General features: G+C 56.5%; 18 protein-coding genes and 1 tRNA gene. 9 read left to right on the forward strand and 10 right to left on the reverse strand.

Annotated elements, in window-relative coordinates:
- Positions 1 to 6: 6 nt before the first annotated feature.
- Positions 7 to 534 (reverse strand): GNAT family N-acetyltransferase, encoded by a 528-nt coding sequence (locus tag FIU92_RS07575; RefSeq protein WP_152457991.1) that lies wholly within the window; start codon positions 532 to 534, stop codon positions 7 to 9.
- A gap of 96 nt (positions 535 to 630) precedes the next feature.
- Positions 631 to 1,728, reverse strand: coding sequence for a PQQ-dependent sugar dehydrogenase (locus tag FIU92_RS07580; protein ID WP_152457992.1), 1,098 nt, complete (start codon positions 1,726 to 1,728; stop codon positions 631 to 633).
- Between the two features lie 153 nt (positions 1,729 to 1,881).
- Here FIU92_RS07580 and FIU92_RS07585 point away from each other — a divergent pair, with 153 nt between their 5' ends.
- The 7 genes from FIU92_RS07585 (at position 1,882) to FIU92_RS07615 (ending at position 8,428) form a co-directional block, all read left to right on the forward strand.
- Positions 1,882 to 3,063 carry an ABC transporter substrate-binding protein gene (locus tag FIU92_RS07585; RefSeq protein WP_152457993.1) on the forward strand — a complete coding sequence of 394 codons (1,182 nt, stop codon included), beginning with the start codon at positions 1,882 to 1,884 and terminating at the stop codon, positions 3,061 to 3,063.
- 125 nt (positions 3,064 to 3,188) lie between these two features.
- Positions 3,189 to 3,977: an ABC transporter ATP-binding protein gene (locus FIU92_RS07590; RefSeq protein ID WP_152457994.1), complete on the forward strand. Its 789-nt coding sequence runs from the start codon at positions 3,189 to 3,191 to the stop codon at positions 3,975 to 3,977.
- Positions 3,974 to 4,804, forward strand: coding sequence for an ABC transporter ATP-binding protein (locus FIU92_RS07595; RefSeq protein WP_152457995.1), 831 nt, complete (start codon positions 3,974 to 3,976; stop codon positions 4,802 to 4,804). The genes FIU92_RS07590 and FIU92_RS07595 overlap by 4 nt, the downstream gene beginning before the upstream one ends.
- Positions 4,805 to 5,132: 328 nt before the next feature.
- Positions 5,133 to 5,462, forward strand: coding sequence for a hypothetical protein (locus tag FIU92_RS07600; RefSeq protein ID WP_152457996.1), 330 nt, complete (start codon positions 5,133 to 5,135; stop codon positions 5,460 to 5,462).
- Positions 5,463 to 5,671: 209 nt separating this feature from the next.
- Complete coding sequence (locus tag FIU92_RS07605; protein WP_152457997.1) at positions 5,672 to 6,682, forward strand: branched-chain amino acid ABC transporter permease; 1,011 nt, start codon at positions 5,672 to 5,674, stop codon at positions 6,680 to 6,682.
- Positions 6,679 to 7,992, forward strand: coding sequence for a branched-chain amino acid ABC transporter permease (locus FIU92_RS07610; RefSeq protein WP_152457998.1), 1,314 nt, complete (start codon positions 6,679 to 6,681; stop codon positions 7,990 to 7,992). Before FIU92_RS07605 ends, FIU92_RS07610 begins: the two co-directional genes overlap by 4 nt.
- A gap of 181 nt (positions 7,993 to 8,173) precedes the next feature.
- A complete protein-coding gene (locus FIU92_RS07615; RefSeq protein WP_152457999.1) occupies positions 8,174 to 8,428 on the forward strand; it encodes a hypothetical protein in 255 nt (84 codons plus the stop codon).
- Between the two features lie 32 nt (positions 8,429 to 8,460).
- Here FIU92_RS07615 and FIU92_RS07620 read toward each other — a convergent pair whose 3' ends face one another.
- The gene (locus FIU92_RS07620; protein WP_152458000.1) at positions 8,461 to 10,008 is read right to left on the reverse strand and encodes a helicase HerA-like domain-containing protein; all 1,548 of its coding nucleotides are present in this window, start codon (positions 10,006 to 10,008) and stop codon (positions 8,461 to 8,463) included.
- Between the two features lie 448 nt (positions 10,009 to 10,456).
- Between FIU92_RS07620 and FIU92_RS07625 the strand changes: the two genes are divergently transcribed.
- Positions 10,457 to 11,035 carry an invasion associated locus B family protein gene (locus FIU92_RS07625; protein ID WP_152458001.1) on the forward strand — a complete coding sequence of 193 codons (579 nt, stop codon included), beginning with the start codon at positions 10,457 to 10,459 and terminating at the stop codon, positions 11,033 to 11,035.
- Between the two features lie 51 nt (positions 11,036 to 11,086).
- Here the strand turns inward: FIU92_RS07625 and FIU92_RS07630 are convergent, their stop codons facing one another.
- The 4 genes from FIU92_RS07630 to FIU92_RS07645 are packed head-to-tail and all read right to left on the reverse strand — an operon-like array spanning position 11,087 to position 15,328.
- Entirely contained in the window at positions 11,087 to 12,295 is a 1,209-nt protein-coding gene (locus FIU92_RS07630; protein ID WP_152458002.1) for a beta-ketoacyl synthase, read from the reverse strand.
- A 9-nt stretch (positions 12,296 to 12,304) separates the two neighbouring features.
- Positions 12,305 to 12,562 carry an acyl carrier protein gene (locus FIU92_RS07635; RefSeq protein ID WP_152458003.1) on the reverse strand — a complete coding sequence of 86 codons (258 nt, stop codon included), beginning with the start codon at positions 12,560 to 12,562 and terminating at the stop codon, positions 12,305 to 12,307.
- A gap of 32 nt (positions 12,563 to 12,594) precedes the next feature.
- Positions 12,595 to 13,686 (reverse strand): UDP-3-O-(3-hydroxymyristoyl)glucosamine N-acyltransferase, encoded by a 1,092-nt coding sequence (gene lpxD / locus FIU92_RS07640; RefSeq protein WP_152458004.1) that lies wholly within the window; start codon positions 13,684 to 13,686, stop codon positions 12,595 to 12,597.
- Positions 13,687 to 13,720: 34 nt separating this feature from the next.
- Positions 13,721 to 15,328 carry a murein L,D-transpeptidase gene (locus tag FIU92_RS07645; protein ID WP_152458005.1) on the reverse strand — a complete coding sequence of 536 codons (1,608 nt, stop codon included), beginning with the start codon at positions 15,326 to 15,328 and terminating at the stop codon, positions 13,721 to 13,723.
- A 350-nt stretch (positions 15,329 to 15,678) separates the two neighbouring features.
- On the opposite strand from FIU92_RS07645, the gene FIU92_RS07650 reads away from it, so the two are divergent.
- Positions 15,679 to 16,248 (forward strand): DUF882 domain-containing protein, encoded by a 570-nt coding sequence (locus FIU92_RS07650; RefSeq protein WP_152458006.1) that lies wholly within the window; start codon positions 15,679 to 15,681, stop codon positions 16,246 to 16,248.
- A gap of 55 nt (positions 16,249 to 16,303) precedes the next feature.
- Here the strand turns inward: FIU92_RS07650 and FIU92_RS07655 are convergent, their stop codons facing one another.
- From FIU92_RS07655 to FIU92_RS07665, 3 genes are all read right to left on the reverse strand, one after another.
- Complete coding sequence (locus FIU92_RS07655) at positions 16,304 to 16,636, reverse strand: hypothetical protein (protein ID WP_152458007.1); 333 nt, start codon at positions 16,634 to 16,636, stop codon at positions 16,304 to 16,306.
- A gap of 465 nt (positions 16,637 to 17,101) precedes the next feature.
- A tRNA-Arg gene (locus tag FIU92_RS07660) sits at positions 17,102 to 17,178 on the reverse strand.
- Between the two features lie 77 nt (positions 17,179 to 17,255).
- Positions 17,256 to 18,476: a cysteine desulfurase gene (locus FIU92_RS07665; protein WP_152458008.1), complete on the reverse strand. Its 1,221-nt coding sequence runs from the start codon at positions 18,474 to 18,476 to the stop codon at positions 17,256 to 17,258.
- Between the last annotated feature and the right edge of the window lie 12 nt (positions 18,477 to 18,488).

Consider the following 18,488-nt stretch of genomic DNA (forward strand, 5'->3'; position numbering starts at 1 on the left):
CCAGCGTCAAAGCTCTTTGACGAAATAGTGCAAGTGCGGTCGGAGCATGGGCTGATCTTTGTAGGTTGTTGTCTCGATCGGAGAGGCCAGTTCCACAAACCCGAGCTTGGGATACAAAGACCTCATTTCCACATTTGGGGTGAGTGTATCTGCGATCAATCGCTTCAGCCCCATAGCTCTGGCGGCTTGTTCTCGTGCTTCAATCAATGCGCGCCCGACTCCGGTACCCCGAGCGTCTTCGGTTACAAATACACGTTTCAACTCGCCGGTAGACTGATCAAACCGTTTCATCATTCCACACCCCACGATTTTGCCACCTCGGTTTCTTACGACGATTAGGCATCCGTTCGGAGGCATGTAGTCATCCGTGTTCGCCCAGAATTCCTCAAGTGCGCTTTGCGGTGCGGAAGGATCCAATACAAACCCCATACCCTGCATTCTTTGAGCGATAAGAGCATAATATTGCTCCAAAATAATATTCAGCTCGGTTCTTGGCGGGATACTTGTGCACAATTCAATGTCGAAATCACTCATTGATATCCCCTTAACCGTGTAACCTGTTGGACAGAGTGACTGCGACGATGGAAACGCGCAAATAGAATTGTAAAGTCTGCCGGCACGCTTCGTATGTCACTGTTTGACAGACATCCTGTAAACCGCGCCCTGCCCGACTGAAATGAACCAGATCGCCCCATCCGGGGCCTGCACGATGTCACGGACCCGTTCGGTCTCGGGGCCCTTGATCTGCTCGACCTCGCGCAGCGGGTCTCCGGACAGGCGCGCGATATAGTCGAATTTCAGCGAGCCGACGAATATGTCGCCCCGCCATTCTGGAAACATGTCGCCGGAATAGACCATCAACCCCGACGGCGCGATCGACGGGTCCCAGTACAGGCGCGGCTGTTCCATACCGGGCTTGCTGGTGCCCTCGCCGATCTTCTCTCCGGAATAATGCGTGCCGTACGAGATGACCGGCCAGCCGTAATTGGCGCCGGGTTTGACAAGGTTCACCTCGTCGCCGCCGCGCGCCCCGTGTTCCGACACCCACAATCGGCCGCGCGCATCCAGATCGGCCCCCTGTGGGTTGCGGTGCCCATAGGTCCAGATTTCAGGTCGGATATCTGCCTGCCCGATGAAAGGATTGTCCGACGGTACCGAGCCATCGCGGTTGATACGGATCACGGAACCCAGGGCGTTCGAGCGATCCTGCGCCTGCGGCGCATCCCCTCGATCTCCGATGGTTACAAAAAGCGTGCCGTCATTGGCTTCTACAACACGTGAGCCGAAATGCCGCCCGCCTGATCCGCCGGGGTAAGCCTCGAAAATGACCCGCAGATTCGTCAGACGCGTGCCGTTCTTAGACAGGCGCGCCACCGCGACAGCCGTGCCTGCGCCACCCTTTTGCGGTTTTGAAAAGGTTAGAAAGACCTCGCGGCTTTGATTGAAATCGCGCGAGACCGTAACGTCCAGCAATCCGCCCTGCCCCGAAGCTGCAACCTTGGGAACACCGGATATGGCTTTCGCCTCTCCGTCCTTGACATACAGCAGGTTTCCGTCCCGTTCGGTGACAAGAAAACTGCCGTCAGGCAGGATGCCGACGGCCCAAGGCGTATCCAGCCCGCCTGCCATTTCGATAAGTTCAATTTTCCCGACCGAGGTCGACAACGCCTGTGCCAAGGCGCTTTGAGTGCAAAAAGTGAAGAACAGAATCGCGGCAGCTCTGAGCATGTTGACCCTTCTCCGGACAATCTTAGGCAAACCCTAACAAAACAGATAGATTTCCGATCGATAAAGGCACGATTGCGTTAGGACTTTTCTTTTCCGGGCAGCTTGCCTAGGTTCGTGGCCAGAACGAATACGTTCACAATAGGGAGTAACCATATGAAAAAGCTGCTTACAGCAACTGCAGCATCCGCTTTGCTGGCCGGACCTGCGCTGGCCGAAGACATTACGCTTGGTGTTTTGTTCGGATTCACCGGCCCAATTGAATCGCTGGCACCCGCAATGGGTTCGGGCGCTGAATTGGCGATGGCGGAAGTCACCGAATCCGGAAAACTGCTGGATGGGTCCAAAGTGACCGCATCGCGCGCCGACACCGGCTGCATTGATAACGGTTTGGCCACTTCGAACGGCGAACGCATGATTGCGGACGGTGTTGCCGGAATCATCGGCGGCGATTGCTCGGGCGTGACCGGTGCGATCCTTCAGAACGTCGCGATTCCGAATGGCATGGTCATGATCTCGCCCTCGGCGACCTCGCCGGGCCTGTCGACCATGGAAGACAACGGCCTGTTCTTCCGCACCGCGCCGTCAGATGCGCGCGAAGGCCAGGTGATGGCGGATATCCTGAAGGATCGCGGCATCAACTCGATCGCTCTGACCTATACCAACAACGACTACGGCAAGGGTCTGGCGGACGCGATCCAAACCTCTTTCGAGGCAGCAGGTGGTGAAGTGACCATCGTTGCAGCGCATGAGGATGGCAAGGCCGACTATTCGGCCGAAGTTGGTGCTCTGGCGTCGGCAGGTGGCGACATTCTGGTTGTTGCGGGCTATCTGGATCAGGGCGGTCTGGGCATCATCCAGTCGGCGCTGGACAGCGGTGCGTTTGACACCTTTGGCCTGCCCGGCGGCATGATCGGTGACTCGCTGCCGGCCAATGTCGGCCCCGACCTGAACGGTTCGTTCGGTCAGATCGCCGGTTCGGGCGGTGAAGGCGCCGAGAAGTATTTTGCCATGGCCGAGGCAGCAGGCTTCGACGGTTCGTCGCCCTATTCGCCCGAATCCTATGACGCTGCGGCTTTGTTCATGCTGGCCATGCAGGCTGCTGGATCGACTAATCCGGCCGACTATGGCGGCAAGATCATGGACGTTGCCAACGCTCCGGGCGAAAAGATCTATCCCGGCGAACTGGCCAAGGGTCTGGAATTGCTGGCAAACGGTCAGGACATCGACTATGTCGGTGCGTCCGGTGTTGAGCTGATCGGCCCCGGCGAAAGCGCGGGTTCCTATCGTGAGATCGAAGTGACCGACGGTGAAAACAAGACTGTCAACTTCCGTTGATTGATCGCCAAAGGCTATGAATGAAAGCAGCCCGGGCCTTGTGTCCGGGCTGTTTCAATGAAAAAAGACCGCACCCGGCAAACGGGGTCGAGACAACAGCGCCGGACAGGCGGCAAGGGGAAAAGATGATCGTCGTCGAGGACGTGCACAAGCATTTCGGCGGATTTCATGCGGTGGACGGGGCATCGCTGGAAATCCAGAAAGGGTCGATCACCGGCCTGATCGGGCCCAACGGGGCAGGAAAAACCACTCTGTTCAATGTGATCGCAGGTGTTCTGCCGCCGACCAGCGGCAAGGTGGTGATGGACGGCGAGGATATCACCGGTCTGCCCCCGCATGAATTGTTCCACAAGGGTCTGTTGCGCACGTTTCAGATTGCACATGAATTCCCGTCGATGACCTGCCGCGAAAACCTGATGATGGTGCCCGGCGCGCAATCAGGCGAGTCGCTGTGGAACACGTGGTTTGGCCGCAAGCGCATCGCTGATGAAGAACGCGCGCTGAAGGCCAAGGCCGATGAGGTGCTGGAGTTTCTGACGATTGAACATCTGGCCGATCACAAGGCGGGTCAGGTCTCGGGTGGTCAGAAAAAGCTGCTGGAGCTGGGCCGCACGATGATGGTGGATGCCAAGATCGTGTTTCTGGACGAGGTCGGCGCGGGTGTGAACCGCACCCTGTTGATGACCATCGCCGACACGATCCTGCGGCTGAACAAGGAACGCGGCTATACCTTCGTTGTCATCGAACATGACATGGATTTCATCGGCAAGATCTGTGATCCGGTCATCTGCATGGCTGAAGGCAAGGTTCTGGCCGAGGGTACCTTGGACGAGATCAAGGCGAACGAGCACGTGATCGAAGCCTATCTGGGCACCGGCCTGAAGAACAAAGACAAACTGGAGGCAGGCGCGTGAGCGACAACCCCTATCAGGATGACAAGGGCAACAAGGACGCCTCGATCACCAATCCGCACGGTGTCGGCACCATGACTCCGGCCCATAGAAAAAGTGGTGCAACGCATAAGGTCGGGGGCGGCCCGTTCCTGATCGGCGACACCATGACGGGTGGCTACGGCAAAGGGCCCGACATCCTGCATGATTGCACCATCGCGGTGGACAAGGGTGAAATCGCAGTCATCGTCGGCCCCAACGGTGCGGGAAAGTCTACGGCGATGAAAGCCGTGTTCGGGATGCTGGATGTCCGTTCAGGGTCTGTGCGTCTGGATGGCGAGGATATTACAAACCTCACCCCGCAGGATCGGGTCATGCGTGGCATGGGCTTTGTGCCGCAGACACAGAACATCTTTACCTCGATGACGGTGGAGGAAAACCTGGAAATGGGCGCCTTCATCCGTCGCGACGACATCAGCCAGACGATGGAGCAGGTCTATGACCTGTTCCCCATCCTCCGCGACAAGCGCAATCAGGCCGCCGGAGAACTGTCGGGCGGACAACGCCAACAGGTCGCCGTGGGCCGCGCCCTGATGACCCAGCCCAAGGTGCTGATGCTCGACGAGCCTACGGCAGGTGTTTCGCCGATCGTGATGGATGAGTTGTTCGACCGGATCATCGAAGTGTCCCGCACCGGCCTGCCGATCCTGATGGTCGAGCAAAACGCCCGCCAGGCCTTGGAGATTGCCGACAAGGGATACGTTCTGGTTCAGGGGCGCAACGCCTATACCGGAACGGGCAAGGAACTGCTGGCCGACCCCGAGGTGCGAAAGTCGTTTTTGGGCGGCTGATCGGCGCTTTTCAATGGCAGATTTTCATGTGGGGCCAGTCGAGAAACTCGGCTGGTCCTTTTGCTTGATCGCAATGCGCAAAATTGAAGGCCAGAACATGGCAACCGGTGCTTCAAACCGAGGCTCAGGACATGAGAGCCTTTATTAGGTATCTGAAAAATATCAATTAATCTCCTGCGGGCCGTTGCGGAAAAAAGACTTTGAAAACGCGCCGAATGCCAATCTGCTGCTTTAATCAGGCCCAATTTCAAAAATATCGCTGCGCACGAACACCTAAACCAATCCCCGAAACGCGCCCCGGTTGGGGACACAAGAATTGGAAGTCAAAATGAAAAAATGGATGATCGCCGCCCTGGTCGCACAACTGGCAACCGGTGCCGTCGCTCAGCAGCGCGAATTTGTGTGTACATCGGAAATTGATGGAACCGAGTATCGGCTGACACGGTTCGAAGGTGCGCAAAAGGGATCGGTCAAATTCGGTGACACGACCGGGGACGCGCAGGTGTTTCCGGGGCTGAACAACTTGACGTTCATTCTGACGACCGAGCAGCATGTCATGACGTTCTTCGTCAAAAGCCCGGATCTGTCCTACAACCTGTCTATCCGCCGCCCGGTTCTGCAAAATGATCGCGGCCAATGCACGGAAACCGGTGCCTAGACCCGCGATCTTTCATGATTTCGGACCGCGCCCCTCAGTGTGGCGCGGTCTTTTTCTTTGGGGAAGAACCAAGGGGCCTCTGCCAACGTGTCCGAAGCCTGCCAAGCGGCATAAAAACATGCATCAAGCCCTAAAAATCATGTTCCAAATTGTTGTGTCTTTCGTCGGCGTCGTGCCATAAAGCCGCACCCGGACAGTGAGAAGAAATAATGGATCTACTCAACGCGCTTGTTGCGCTTGCGAATTTTGTGTTGGTGCCAGCGGTCGCTTATGGCAGCCAACTGGCATTGGGCGCGCTTGGCGTGACCCTGATCTACGGCATCCTGCGGTTTTCGAACTTTGCCCATGGTGACACCATGGCCTTTGGCGCGATGGTCGCTGTACTGGTCACATGGGGGTTGCAGGCCGCCGGAATCAGCTTTGGACCGTTGCCAACCGCCCTGCTCGCCCTGCCCTTTGCCATCCTGGGCTGTATCGTGCTGGTGCTGATCACCGACAGGCTGGTCTACAAATTCTACCGTGAACAAAAGGCAAAGCCCGTTATTCTGGTGATCGTCTCCATGGGCGTGATGTTCATCATGAACGGCCTTGTCCGGTTTATCATCGGGCCGGATGACCAACGGTTCTCGGATGGGGCTCGGTTCATTGTTTCGGCACGCGATTTCAAGGCGATGACCGGTCTGCGTGAGGGTCTGGCCATCAAGACGTCGCAAGGCATCACGGTGATCGTGGCCGTTGTTGCCGTGGCGCTGCTGTTCTGGTTTCTGAACAAGACGCGCACGGGCAAGTCGATGCGGGCCTATTCGGACAATGAGGATCTGGCGCTGCTGTCAGGCATCAACCCGGAACGTGTGGTGATGATCACATGGATCATCGTTGCGGCGCTGGCCACAACTGCTGGCGTACTTTACGGGCTGGACAAAAGCTTCAAACCCTTCGTCTACTTCCAGCTTCTGCTGCCGATCTTTGCCTCGGCCATCGTGGGTGGTTTGGGCAATCCTCTGGGCGCCATCGCAGGCGGGTTTATCATCGCGTTTTCCGAAGTGACGATAACATACGCTTGGAAGAAGGTGCTGACCTATGTGTCGCCTGAAAGTCTGGCGCCGTCAGGTTTGGTGCAACTTCTCTCGACCGATTACAAATTCGCGGTCAGCTTTGTCATCCTGCTGATCGTGCTTCTGTTCAAGCCCACGGGACTTTTCAAGGGAAAGGCCGTATGACCGACTCTGTCAAAAACACGCTGCTGTTCACAATTGTCGGCGGCCTGATCCTGTTGACCGGTTTCACGCAAAGCTGGAACACCGCGATCCTGATCCTGAATATGGGGCTGATTTCCGCCATCATGGCGATCGGAGTAAACCTGCAATGGGGTTTTGCCGGTCTGTTCAATGTGGGCGTGATGGGCTTTGTCGCACTGGGCGGTCTGGCCGTCGTACTGGTTTCAACGCCGCCCACGCCCGGTGCTTGGGCCGCCGGAGGTTATGGCATCGTTCTGTCTTTGCTGCTGGGCGCCGTGACAGTGGTTGCCGCCGTTCTGGTGGCAACAAAGCTGCCGAAGGGCCGTGTGCAAACCCTGACGATCATCGCCGTTCTTGTCGTGGGCTTTTTTGTCTATCGCGCGGTGTTCGATCCCAGCATTGCGGCGGTCGAGGCCATCGACCCGGCAATTGCCGGCAATATCGGAGGTTTGAATCTGCCGGTTCTGCTGGCCTGGCCGGCGGGTGGTTTGCTGGCGGCGGGTGCTGCGTGGCTGATCGGTAAAACGGCGCTGGGCCTTCGTTCGGATTATCTGGCGATTGCCACATTGGGTATCGCCGAAATCATCATTGCAGTCATGAAAAACGAAGACTGGCTGGCCCGGGGCGTCAAGAACGTCTACGGCATTCCACGCCCGTCCCCTGTTGTGGGCTACGAAGTGGATTTGCAGAACGACCCGGCCTTTCTGGCGCGGGCTGAATGGTTGGGATTGGATCCCGTCACCGCGTCCACCCTTTCGGTCAAACTCGGTTATTCGCTGCTGTTCATGATAGTGCTTCTGGTTCTGCTCTGGATGGCACAGATGGCGCTGAAAAGCCCGTGGGGCCGGATGATGCGCGCAATCCGTGACAATGAAGTGGCGGCTGAGGCCATGGGCAAGGATGTCACCCGTCGTCATCTGCAAATATTCGTACTGGGTTCGGCCGTTTGCGGTATCGCGGGTGCGATGATGACAACGCTGGACGGCCAGTTGACGCCAAGCGCGTATCAACCGCTGCGCTTTACCTTTCTGGTCTGGGTGATGGTGATCGTGGGTGGTTCGGGCAACAACTTCGGGGCCGTTCTGGGCGCATTCCTGATCTGGTTCCTGTGGGTTCAGGTTGAACCGATCGGCTTGTGGCTGATGAATGTCATTACCGCCGGCTTGCCGGACGGAAGTGCATTGAAAGCCCACCTGCTGGACAGCGCCGCACATATGCGCCTGTTCACGATGGGTCTGATCTTGTTGATTGTTCTCAGATTCAGCCCAAGAGGGCTGATCCCAGAGAAATAGATCACTTCCACCTTCAATAAGCGAAACCGCGCCTCTTATCCGGCGCGGTTTCTTGATTCTTAACGATTTTTTGAATAAACGGACACACCGCAGTGTTTTCTTTTTGCGGTATGTCGCCGGCACTCACATCCGTCTACGCCGATCTGTAACGATCATTTACACGTTTTGAAAAGAGTCAAAAATGAAAGCACCACGGTTCAAGACACTGCTTCTGTTGCCGGTTGTTGCCATCGTAACAACCGCCTGCATTCCCACTCCGGAAGAACTTGAAACAACTCCCGTCAAGGTTCAAACGCCCAAAGGTGTCGTAACCTGTCAGCTATACCGTCACGACCGGGTGACCTGGGACCGGGCGATTGACTTCCCGGCTTCGAAAATGTCCGTGCCGGAGGCTGACGCCTACTGCCGTCAGGAAGGCCAGCGTCGTTTGAAGTAAACATTGCGGCGCCCGTGATGGGCGCCGTTCCGTCATCTGTTGCGGAACAATCCACCCAGAATACCACGAACGATCCGGCGTCCGGTCGTTCCTTTCAGTTCTTTGATAACCGCGTCGGTCATCGCCGATGCAAACGTGTCTTTCCTCCGTTGCACCCGGGACGAGGATCTGCCAACCCGGCTTCCTGAATATCTGCGAGCTGAAGAATACTCTCGTTCCATCGGTGATTGTGCCTCCAGCACTGCATCGGCCTCTGCCTGTTCAGCGGCCTTGGCGGCGGCCTCAGCCCGAGCCTGGAGGATTTCAAAGGCCGATTTTCGATCAATTTCATGATCATATTTCGACGCCATTGGCGAGGCATCGAGAATGGTCCGCCGCTGGGCATCAGAAATGGGCCCCAACTGGGAACCCGGCGGACGAACCAATGTGCGCTCGACAATTCCGGGAACACCTTTTTTCTGCAGCATCGACGTGACAGCCTCACCAACGCCCACCTCACGAATTGCGGCTTCGGTGTCGAAGGCGGGGTTTTCGCGATAGGTTTCCGCCGCCAGACGCAGGTTCTTTCGGTCACGCGCCGTGAAGGCTCGCAAAGCGTGCTGGACGCGATTGCCCAACTGCCCCAGAATATCCTCGGGAATATCGGCGGGATTCTGGGTGATGAAATAGACTCCCACGCCTTTGGACCGGATCAGGCGCGCAACCTGTTCGACCTTGTCCACCAGCACTTTCGGAGCACCGTCAAACAACAGATGCGCTTCGTCGAAGAAGAACACCAACTTGGGTTTGTCAGGATCACCGACTTCGGGAAGTTCCTCAAACAATTCGCTCAGCAGCCACAGCAGGAATGTCGCATAAAGCCGTGGCGCGGCCATCAGTTTGTCCGAAGCAAGGATGTTCACCATCCCCTGCCCGTTTTCATCGGTGCACATCAAATCGGACAGATCCAGCGCGGGTTCGCCAAACAGCTTTGTTCCACCCTGGTTTTCCAATACCAGCAATCGCCGCTGGATCGCACCGATCGAAGATGTCGATACATTGCCATATCGCAATGAAAGCTGGGCCCGGTTCTCGCCGATCCAGACCAGCAGCGCCTGAAGGTCCTTGAGATCCAGAAGAGGCATTCCCTCTTCATCGGCCACGCGGAACGCGATGTTCAGGATGCCTTCCTGCGCTTCGCTCAGTTCCATCAACCGGGACAGCAGCAAAGGGCCCATTTCAGTGACCGTCGTCCGCACCGGATGGCCTTGTTCGCCAAAAAGATCCCAGAACGTAACCGGGCAGGCGGAATAGGCAAAATCGTCGAACCCAATGCGTTTGGCACGATCCATAAATGCCTGATGCAGTTTATGCGCGTCGCTTCCGGGCAAAGCCAGGCCCGACAGATCGCCTTTGACATCGGACAAAAACACCGGAACTCCGGCTTGGGAAAAGCCTTCCGCGAGGATTTGCAACGTTACGGTCTTACCGGTCCCGGTGGCGCCGGCAATCAGCCCATGACGGTTCGCATATCTAAGCGCCAGTTCCTGCGGCTGGCCATAGCCTTCGCCTCCGCCACCCAAAAATATATTCTTGCCCATTAACATTGCCTTATGTTTCACCGATCCGTGACCAGCATACAAAGTTAACCTTTGACTGCGATAGTCAATTTGCCCCGCGTTTGCTTCCTTCACGTGGGGCAGAGTTCCTCCCTGTCGACTGGCCGTGCCTTCGGGCACGGCTTTTTTGCAGGCTCGAATTTGGTTTCAAAGTTCTGACCGTAATATTAAAATTTGAGGATAGCTGTTGACCCGTCTGCGCCCCTTTCGTAGGGTTTGCGCATAAATAAGTCGGCCAGTCCGACGGGGAGAACCTTTTGGAAAAGAGAGCTGGCTTATACAGCTCTCTTTTTCTGTCTCAGGGCAGTTGGTTTCTGGTGTTCTGGCAAGAATCCGTTCACGTTCAGACATGGCGTTCTGTTAGTGCCTGACACCAGTTCAGAAGAGTGTTAAACGAAGCAAAAAGCTCAAGCATCAAGTCGAGGCATTCATGATCAAGAAAATCCTCTCGCTAAGTACAGTGGCGGCAATTCTTCTATGTGGCGCAGCTTATGCGCAGGATACAACGACATCCGAACCGGACAACGGTCTCGATTTGGGTCAGGAAGGCCCGCGCCCCGGAGAACAGTTCGTCAAGGAAAAGTTCGGCGACTGGGACTTGTCCTGCATCAAGGCGCAGCAAGGCGAAGACCCGTGCGCCATCGTCCAGATTCTGAAGGGCAACCAGGGTGATCCGATAGCTGAGGTGTCGATTGGAAGACTGCCCGAGGGCGGCGCGGCAGTTGCATGGGCGAATGTGATCGTTCCTTTGGAAACACTGCTGCAAGCTCAGCTCGCCCTGTCCGTCGATGGTGCGCCCCGCAAGTTGTACAACTATCATCATTGCCTGCCTGTTGGCTGCGTCGCGCAGCTGGGCCTGAGCCAGGGCGATATCGATGCAATGAAAGCTGGCACCAAGGCGATCTTCTCGCTGGTTCCGGCCCGCTTCCCTGATCAGGTACTGGAGATGGAGATGTCGTTGTCCGGCTTTACGTCCGGCTATGACACTCTGACCGTCAACGCGAACTGAGGGTGCGTTTACGATTGCGCCGCCGCACCGACTGCGGCGGCGCTTCGCGGATTAAATCCGCTTTAAAGCAAGAACCGCATTCAGCCCGCCGAAAGCAAACGCATTGCTGAGCGCGACGTCAACTTTGGCTTCCCGAGCCTCGTTTGGCACAACATCAAGCGCGCATTCCGGATCGGGTTCCTCGTATCCGATGGTGGGTGCAATCACACCGTCCCGCAGCGCCATGATACATGCCAAGAGTTCCACCGCACCGGTTCCACCAATCAGGTGACCATGCATGGATTTGGTCGACGATATCATCAGGTCGTCAGCATGGGGCCCAAAAACATCCGCAACGGCGGCGCATTCGGTTTTGTCATTCGCGGCCGTCCCGGTGCCGTGTGCGTTGATATAGCCCACATCGCTTGCATTCAATCTGGCGTCGGCCAAGGCACCTGACATGGCCCTTGAAGCCCCTTGCTTGCTGGGCATCACGATATCGGCCGCATCCGACGACATGGCAAAACCAACGACTTCGCACATGATCTCGGCGCCACGGGCGCGGGCGTGCTCGTATTCCTCGAAAACAAAGATACCGGCCCCTTCGCCCTGTACCATTCCGTTTCGGTTGGCGCTGAACGGTCGACACGCATCCTTGGACATGACGCGCAACCCTTCCCAGGCCTTGACGCCTCCAAAGCACAACATGGATTCGGATCCGCCAGTGATCATGACCGGGGCCATACCGCTTCGGACCATCTGAAAGGCCTGAGCCATGGCATGGTTCGACGACGCGCAGGCGGTCGACACGGTGAAGCTGGGGCCTTTGAGATTGTGTTCCATAGAAACATGGCTGGCCGCCGCATTGTTCATGAGTTTGGGAACAACAAACGGGTGTACCCGGTTCTTTCCGTCCTCATAAACCGAGCGATAATTGTCATCCCAGGTCGATACGCCACCGCCGGCGGTCCCCAAAACAACACCTGATTTTGCGGCCAACTCTCCGTGAAACTCGATGCCGGACTGATCGATGGCCTCTTTGGCGGCGGTCAAAGTGAACTGAGTGAACCGGTCATACAACGACATCTGCTGACGGTTGAACCTACCTTCAGCCTCAAAGCCGCGAACCTGCCCGCCGATTTTGATGGCCAACCGATCAACATCCCGAAATTCCAGTTCCGAGATGCCGCAACGGCCTTCGCGCATGGCTTCCAGGGTGTCAGGAACCGAATGGCCCAGTGAATTGATCGTACCTGCGCCGGTAATGACAACACGTTTCATGAGCGTCAGTCAGACCTTTTCCGACACGAGCTTTTCGATCCCGGCAATGATCGCAGCGACATTGGATATGTCAAAATCGTTGGCCTCGGGTTCGTTGGCGTTGAACGGAATTGAAATGTCGAACTCTTCCTCGATGGCGAAAATACTTTCGACCAGACCAAGGCTGTCGATTCCCAGATCTTCCAGCGTGCTTTCGGGCGTCACATCCGATGGCTCCAGCACGGCCTGCTCTGCAATGATTGCGATGACGCGGTCGCTGATGCTCATGTCGATCCCCTGATTTTCAGTTTGACGATGATTTAATCGCTTGGGGTCTGTTTGAAAACAGCCTTTTTTAATGCCTCAACGTCGCGCGCCATTCGGGGCAGTCGCCGCTGCGCCTTGTAGACATCGGTATGGGTCTCCATTTTGATGCCCGGATACCCCATGATGACGCGCCCGGCGGGCACATTTGACAGAATCTTCGTGCCCCCACCCGAAATGACGCCGTCCCCTATGAAAATATTGTCGACCACTCCGGTCTGGCCACCCAGAACAACGTTGTTGCCGATCTCGACCGAGCCGGACACACCCGTCTGACCGCACAGCAGACAATCCCGCCCGACGCGGGTGTTGTGTCCGACATGGACAAGATTATCCAGCTTGGTGCCGTTACCGATCCGCGTGTTGCGGATGGTTCCATTGTCGACGGTGCAATTGGCGCCAACCTCGACATCGTCACCGATCTCAACCGCGCCCAAAGAATGAATACGAAGCCAGCTTTGGGCCTTGGCGTCCCCCTGATCACCCAACGTTTCGCGGGCGCGCTCAGCGCCAGAGACCTCGGGCGTTACGAAACTGAACCCGTCGGCGCCAATCCTTGCACCGGGTTGCGCGATGAACCGATCCCCGATTTGTGCGCGCGCGCCAATACTAACCATTTCGCGCAACAGGGCCTGTTCGCCAAGAATGGCGTCCATTCCCACCACGCAGTGTGCACCGATGACCGAGCCCGAACCTATTCGCGCCCGAGCACCCACAACGGTCAGAGGTCCTATCGCCACATCTGGTCCAATTTCGGCCGTTGGATCGATCACTGCGGAAGGGTGAATGCCCGGTTCAATCCCTTGCCCGCGATCCAGCATTGCGGTGATCCCCGCCATCGCCATGCGCGGACGCTTCACGAAAATGGCCGCTCGCAACCCCATTGCCTGCCAATCCGCGCCTTCCCACAGAACGGCGGCGCGAGCTTCCCCTTTCGAAAGCGCTTCGGCGTATTTCGGGGACATGGCCATGGCCAGATCTGTTGGTCCGGCATCGCCCGGCTCGGCCGCCCGCACGATCGTCAGTCCACCATCGCCTTGGCATTCGGCACCCAAAGCGTCGGCGATTTGCTGAATGGTAAACTGCATCTCGGGCTTCCTTTTGGCAGGATTTGCCCTGTGCTTAACCCTGAACGTCCGGCAGGGCCACCCCTGCCTTTTGCAGGGCTTCCCAAATCTTGCGGTCCCGGCCATAGACATCGCGGCGATACTGCACCTCGCCTTTTGGACCGACATATGCCGTTCGATAAATCAGGTGGACCGGAACTTTTTGTTCCAAATCAACCTTGGTTTCCTTTCCCGTGTTCAGAACACGATGAAAGAATGCCTTGGGGTCCTCTTCCTGTTTGGCCAACAATGCATAGGCAAATTCGAAAGGCTGTGCCAGTCGGATGCAGCCGTGCGAGAACGCCCGAACCTCACGCGCGAACAGGCTTTTCTGAGGCGTATCATGCAGATAGATATTGTACTTGTTGGGGAACATGAACTTGACCAGCCCCAAAGCATTGCTTTTGCTGGGCGGCTGGCGCATCGCAAAAGGAAAGCTTCGCGCGGAGAACTGATTGAAATCAACCGCCCCGCGATTGACCTGCCGCCCCCTGCTGTCCGTGATCTGGATATGACTGACCGCGTTGGGGTTCGCTTTCAACTTTGGCAGGTATTCCTTGGTGATGATCGAGCGCGGAACATACCAACTGGGGTTTATCACCATATGTTCCATCACATCCGAGAACTCTGGGCTGCGGCGATCATGCGTGTTTTTGCCGATCACCGCACGGGTCTCGAACGTGACTTGCCCGTCATCCACGATCTTTGCCGAAAAATCTGTCTGGTTGACAAGAATATGACGCGCGCCGCGTTCCCGAGGCAACCAGCGTTCCCGTTCCAGAGCGACATAAACAGCCTTGAGCCGGTCCACGGCCGGGCGATTCAACTCGGCAATCGTGCCCTTACCTGCAACGCCATCGGGTTCCAATCCATGCGCGATTTGAAAGGCCCTGACACCTTCCAGCAGCGCGGCGTCGAAAGACGGGCTGGCCGATGGTTTCATGTAGCCCATCAACGCCAGCCGATTGCGAAGCTTCACGACATTGGGCCCGGTATCACCGTATTCCAGCTTGGTTTCCGGGACAGTCGCCCCCCAACCGCCTTGATCTACCAAATCCTGTAGCGCCAGTTTCTGCTTCATCAGAGCCCGGTACTGACGGGTTTGAGGAGCCAATTGCGCAAGATACGCGGCGCCATGTGTGTTCAGGACGTTCAGATGCTCGGCCGCGCTGCGACGATCCACCGACCGAACAAGTCCGTCGTCGATGTTTCCGGGCCGAAGAAAACCCGAGTACAATGCGTCGGCAAACTCTACGAAAACCCGGCTCAGTTCCGCTTCAACGGCGCCAAGGTCGCGTGTCGAGCGTGCATCCTGCATTTTCTGCATCAAGGATGAAACTGTCGCATCGGCCCGCGGCAGACCGTGCAGATGCGCATGTGACAGTGCCTGGATCAATGCGGCCCGGCGTTGCATATGCTCATCGGATTCACCCACCCAAATCGGCGAAAACCCGTTTGTCCGGTAAAACTCTGCGATCTGCGATTCCCGTGGGGTATGTTCTGCAACGGCCATCTGAAACGCCGTGTTGTGCGCAGGTTCAGAAGTGGTGTTTGCCATACTCGCGGTGGCCGCAAAACAGGCGGCAAGCAGGATACTGGTACGGGTTCGGAAAACAGAAAGCATTGGATGGCCTTGGAATCAATGGCTTGGTTGGTGATACGTGCGTCGAACAACTATGAGTTTGACTGCGCAGACTTGTCTATTCACAAATTCCTTACCGAATTGCTTCTATTGTCGCCTGATGCGCGTTTGCATCGGCCCGGTGATGCGCAGCCCACACTTGCAAATATTCTGCGCTCGGCTGTGACATTTGCGCAAAAATCTGCCGAAAATTCCCCCTTGAAAAGGTGACTATGAAACACTTCTTGGCCGTCGAATCCGATTGTGTCATAAATTCCGCATCTGGGATGGGAAAAATTAAGACAGCGCGCGTAACATCGTGCGCAGGCAGGAACAGTACGGGACGAACAAAAATGACCAAGAGCAGTTCCTCGGGCTTGACCCGACGTGCCCTATTGGGTGCGTTTGCAGCAACAGCAGTCGCAGCAGCACCCACCTACTCCAAAGCAGCAGGCTTTTTGCGCGGCGGCGGCGATATCCGTCGCATTCGCATGTATTCCGGTCGCACGGGCGAACGGTTGGACATGATTTATTGGGTCGATGGTAAATATATCAAGGACGCTGTCAAAGAAGTGAACCATTTCATGCGCGATTGGCGCACGGATCACGTAAAATCCATCGATTTACGTACGATTGATATCATGGCGGCATCACACAACCTTCTGGATGTCAACGAACCTTACATGTTGCTGTCGGGCTATCGCTCCCCCCAGACCAACGCCATGCTCCGCGCCCGCTCTCGCGGCGTCGCCCGGAAGTCGCTTCATATGAAGGGACAAGCGGCAGACCTGCGCCTGTCTTCCCGCTCCGTCTCGCAGATGGCTAAGGCTGCTATGTCATGCCGGGCCGGCGGTGTCGGTCAATATTACGGATCCAATTTCGTGCATATGGACTGCGGTGTCGTCCGCACCTGGCGCGGCTAAGACAGCGACTTTACGATCTCGGCTTATATGACAGGGGTTTGACTGGGGCGGCCAGTTACATCCCCGCGTCTCCCCCTCCGCCGCCGGCATCACCGCCTCCGGTGTCATTGCTGGATGCTGTCGCCGTAGTGGAATTGCTGGTCTCACGAGACTTTTCATCACCGACGTCAGTGGGAACACTGGAACCGGAAGCATTGTCGCTTTCTGAATCATCATCGCTTTCGGGTTCTTCATCATCGGACAGCTTTCCAAGGATAAACGCCAGAATTACGGCGACCACGATCCATCCTAAAACGCTTGAAGCTGAAACCCCGGTAATCGCGCTACCCAATAGTGCTACAATCACGACAACGATTATCAGCTTCTTATTTGAAGAGATGACTTTCACATTCCTTCCTCCATTTGAGCTGACGCGCGCCAGCCTCGTTCGGAAAGTGTACATCAAAAAAACCACTGCTTGAGGGGTTAAGCCTCAAAATGATTGTCAGGATTAATAGGGTGGTGGCAAGCGGGCGAAAAACGGAGGCGTGCAGACACTATCCATGGCCCGAAGGGGTATTCGCGTTGAAAATTTCCCGAGAGGGGATCAGCCAGGACACCTTTCGTAGTTTCAACAGCAGATGCGGGTTGGAACTGTCGGAAGCCAAGATGCTTCGGGCGCTGGAAACCGAAAACGCGAAAGCAAAAGAATTCCTGGCCGGTCAGATGTTGAATGACGCTATTCTGCGGCATATCCTCGGACCAGCGCAGGACGCTTGTCCTTCATTAGCGACGGCCATGTGGCCCGCGAACTTCTGCCAATTCGGCGCAGAAGTTCCTGTTTTGCCAAAAAGCCTTAGAAATTTGGCGATGGTGGCGCACCTGAGAGGATTCGAACCTCTGGCCTCTGCCTTCGGAGGGCAGCGCTCTATCCAGCTGAGCTACAGGTGCCTTGGCCGTTAGCTAACCTTGTTCCAATCCGGGTGCAACTGAAAATCGTGATTGTTGCACCCTCTTTGAAACCAAAATCAGGCGAAAAGATCATGCGCCAATTCAAGCGCTTCGATCAGTGTGTCGACCTCATCCGTCGTGTTATATAGACCAAAGCTGGCACGGCAGGTCGCCGTGACGCCCAGGTGATCCATAAGCGGGCCCGCACAGTGATGCCCGGCGCGGACGGCAACCCCCTTTTTGTCCAGAATCGTGGATACATCATGGGCATGGCCGGCCCCGTCCAGCGTAAAGCTGAAGATGGCAGCCTTGTCTGGCCGCGTGCCCTGAACCTGAAGCCAGTTGAGACCGTTCAGGCGCTGCATGGCATAGTCCCGCAGGCCGGATTCATGGGCGGCAATGTTGTCCATTCCCAAATCCATCATGTATTCCAGCGCAACGCCCAGGCCGATGGTTTGGACAATGCCGGGTGTTCCGGCCTCGAACTTCATCGGCGGGTCGTTGTAGATCACCTGATCCTTGCTGACCTCTTTGATCATGTCACCGCCACCGACAAAGGGGCGCATCTCGGCCATGCGTTCGGACTTGATGTAGATCGCACCCGACCCCGACGGACCATACAGCTTGTGGCCGGTGATGGCGTAAAAGTCGCAACCGATGTCCTGCACGTTCACCGGCATATGCACCGCGCCCTGACTGCCATCGACCAGCACCGGGACGCCCCTTGCATGTGCACCTTCGGTGATGGCTTTGACATCCACGACGGTGCCCAGAACATTGGAACATTGCGTCACGGCCACAAGTTTGGTTTTCGGGCCGATCGCATCGATCACCGCCTGCGGATCCAGCCCTCCGTCGGCGTCCACATCCACCCACTTCAGAACAACGCCCTGCCGTTCCCGCAGGAAATGCCAGGGCACGATGTTGGCGTGATGCTCCATGACGCTCAGGACGATCTCATCCCCGGCTTCCAGGCGCGGCATGGCCCAGCCATAGGCAACAAGATTGATCCCTTCGGTCGTTCCGGAATTCAGAACGATCTCATCCTCGTTCGATGCCCCCAGAAAACGGGCGATGATGCCGCGGACAGCTTCGTATTTCTCGGTCGACAGATTGGACAGATAGTGCAATCCACGGTGAACATTCGAATACTCTTCGGAATAGGCACGGGTCACCGCATCGATGACGACCTGAGGCTTTTGAGCAGACGCACCGTTGTCCAGATAGGTCAACGGCTTGCCATTCACCTGACGTGACAGGATCGGAAAGTCAGAGCGAATTTTCTGCACATCATACATGATACGGTTTTC

Source organism: Ruegeria sp. THAF33, from assembly GCF_009363615.1.
Lineage (GTDB): Bacteria > Pseudomonadota > Alphaproteobacteria > Rhodobacterales > Rhodobacteraceae > Ruegeria.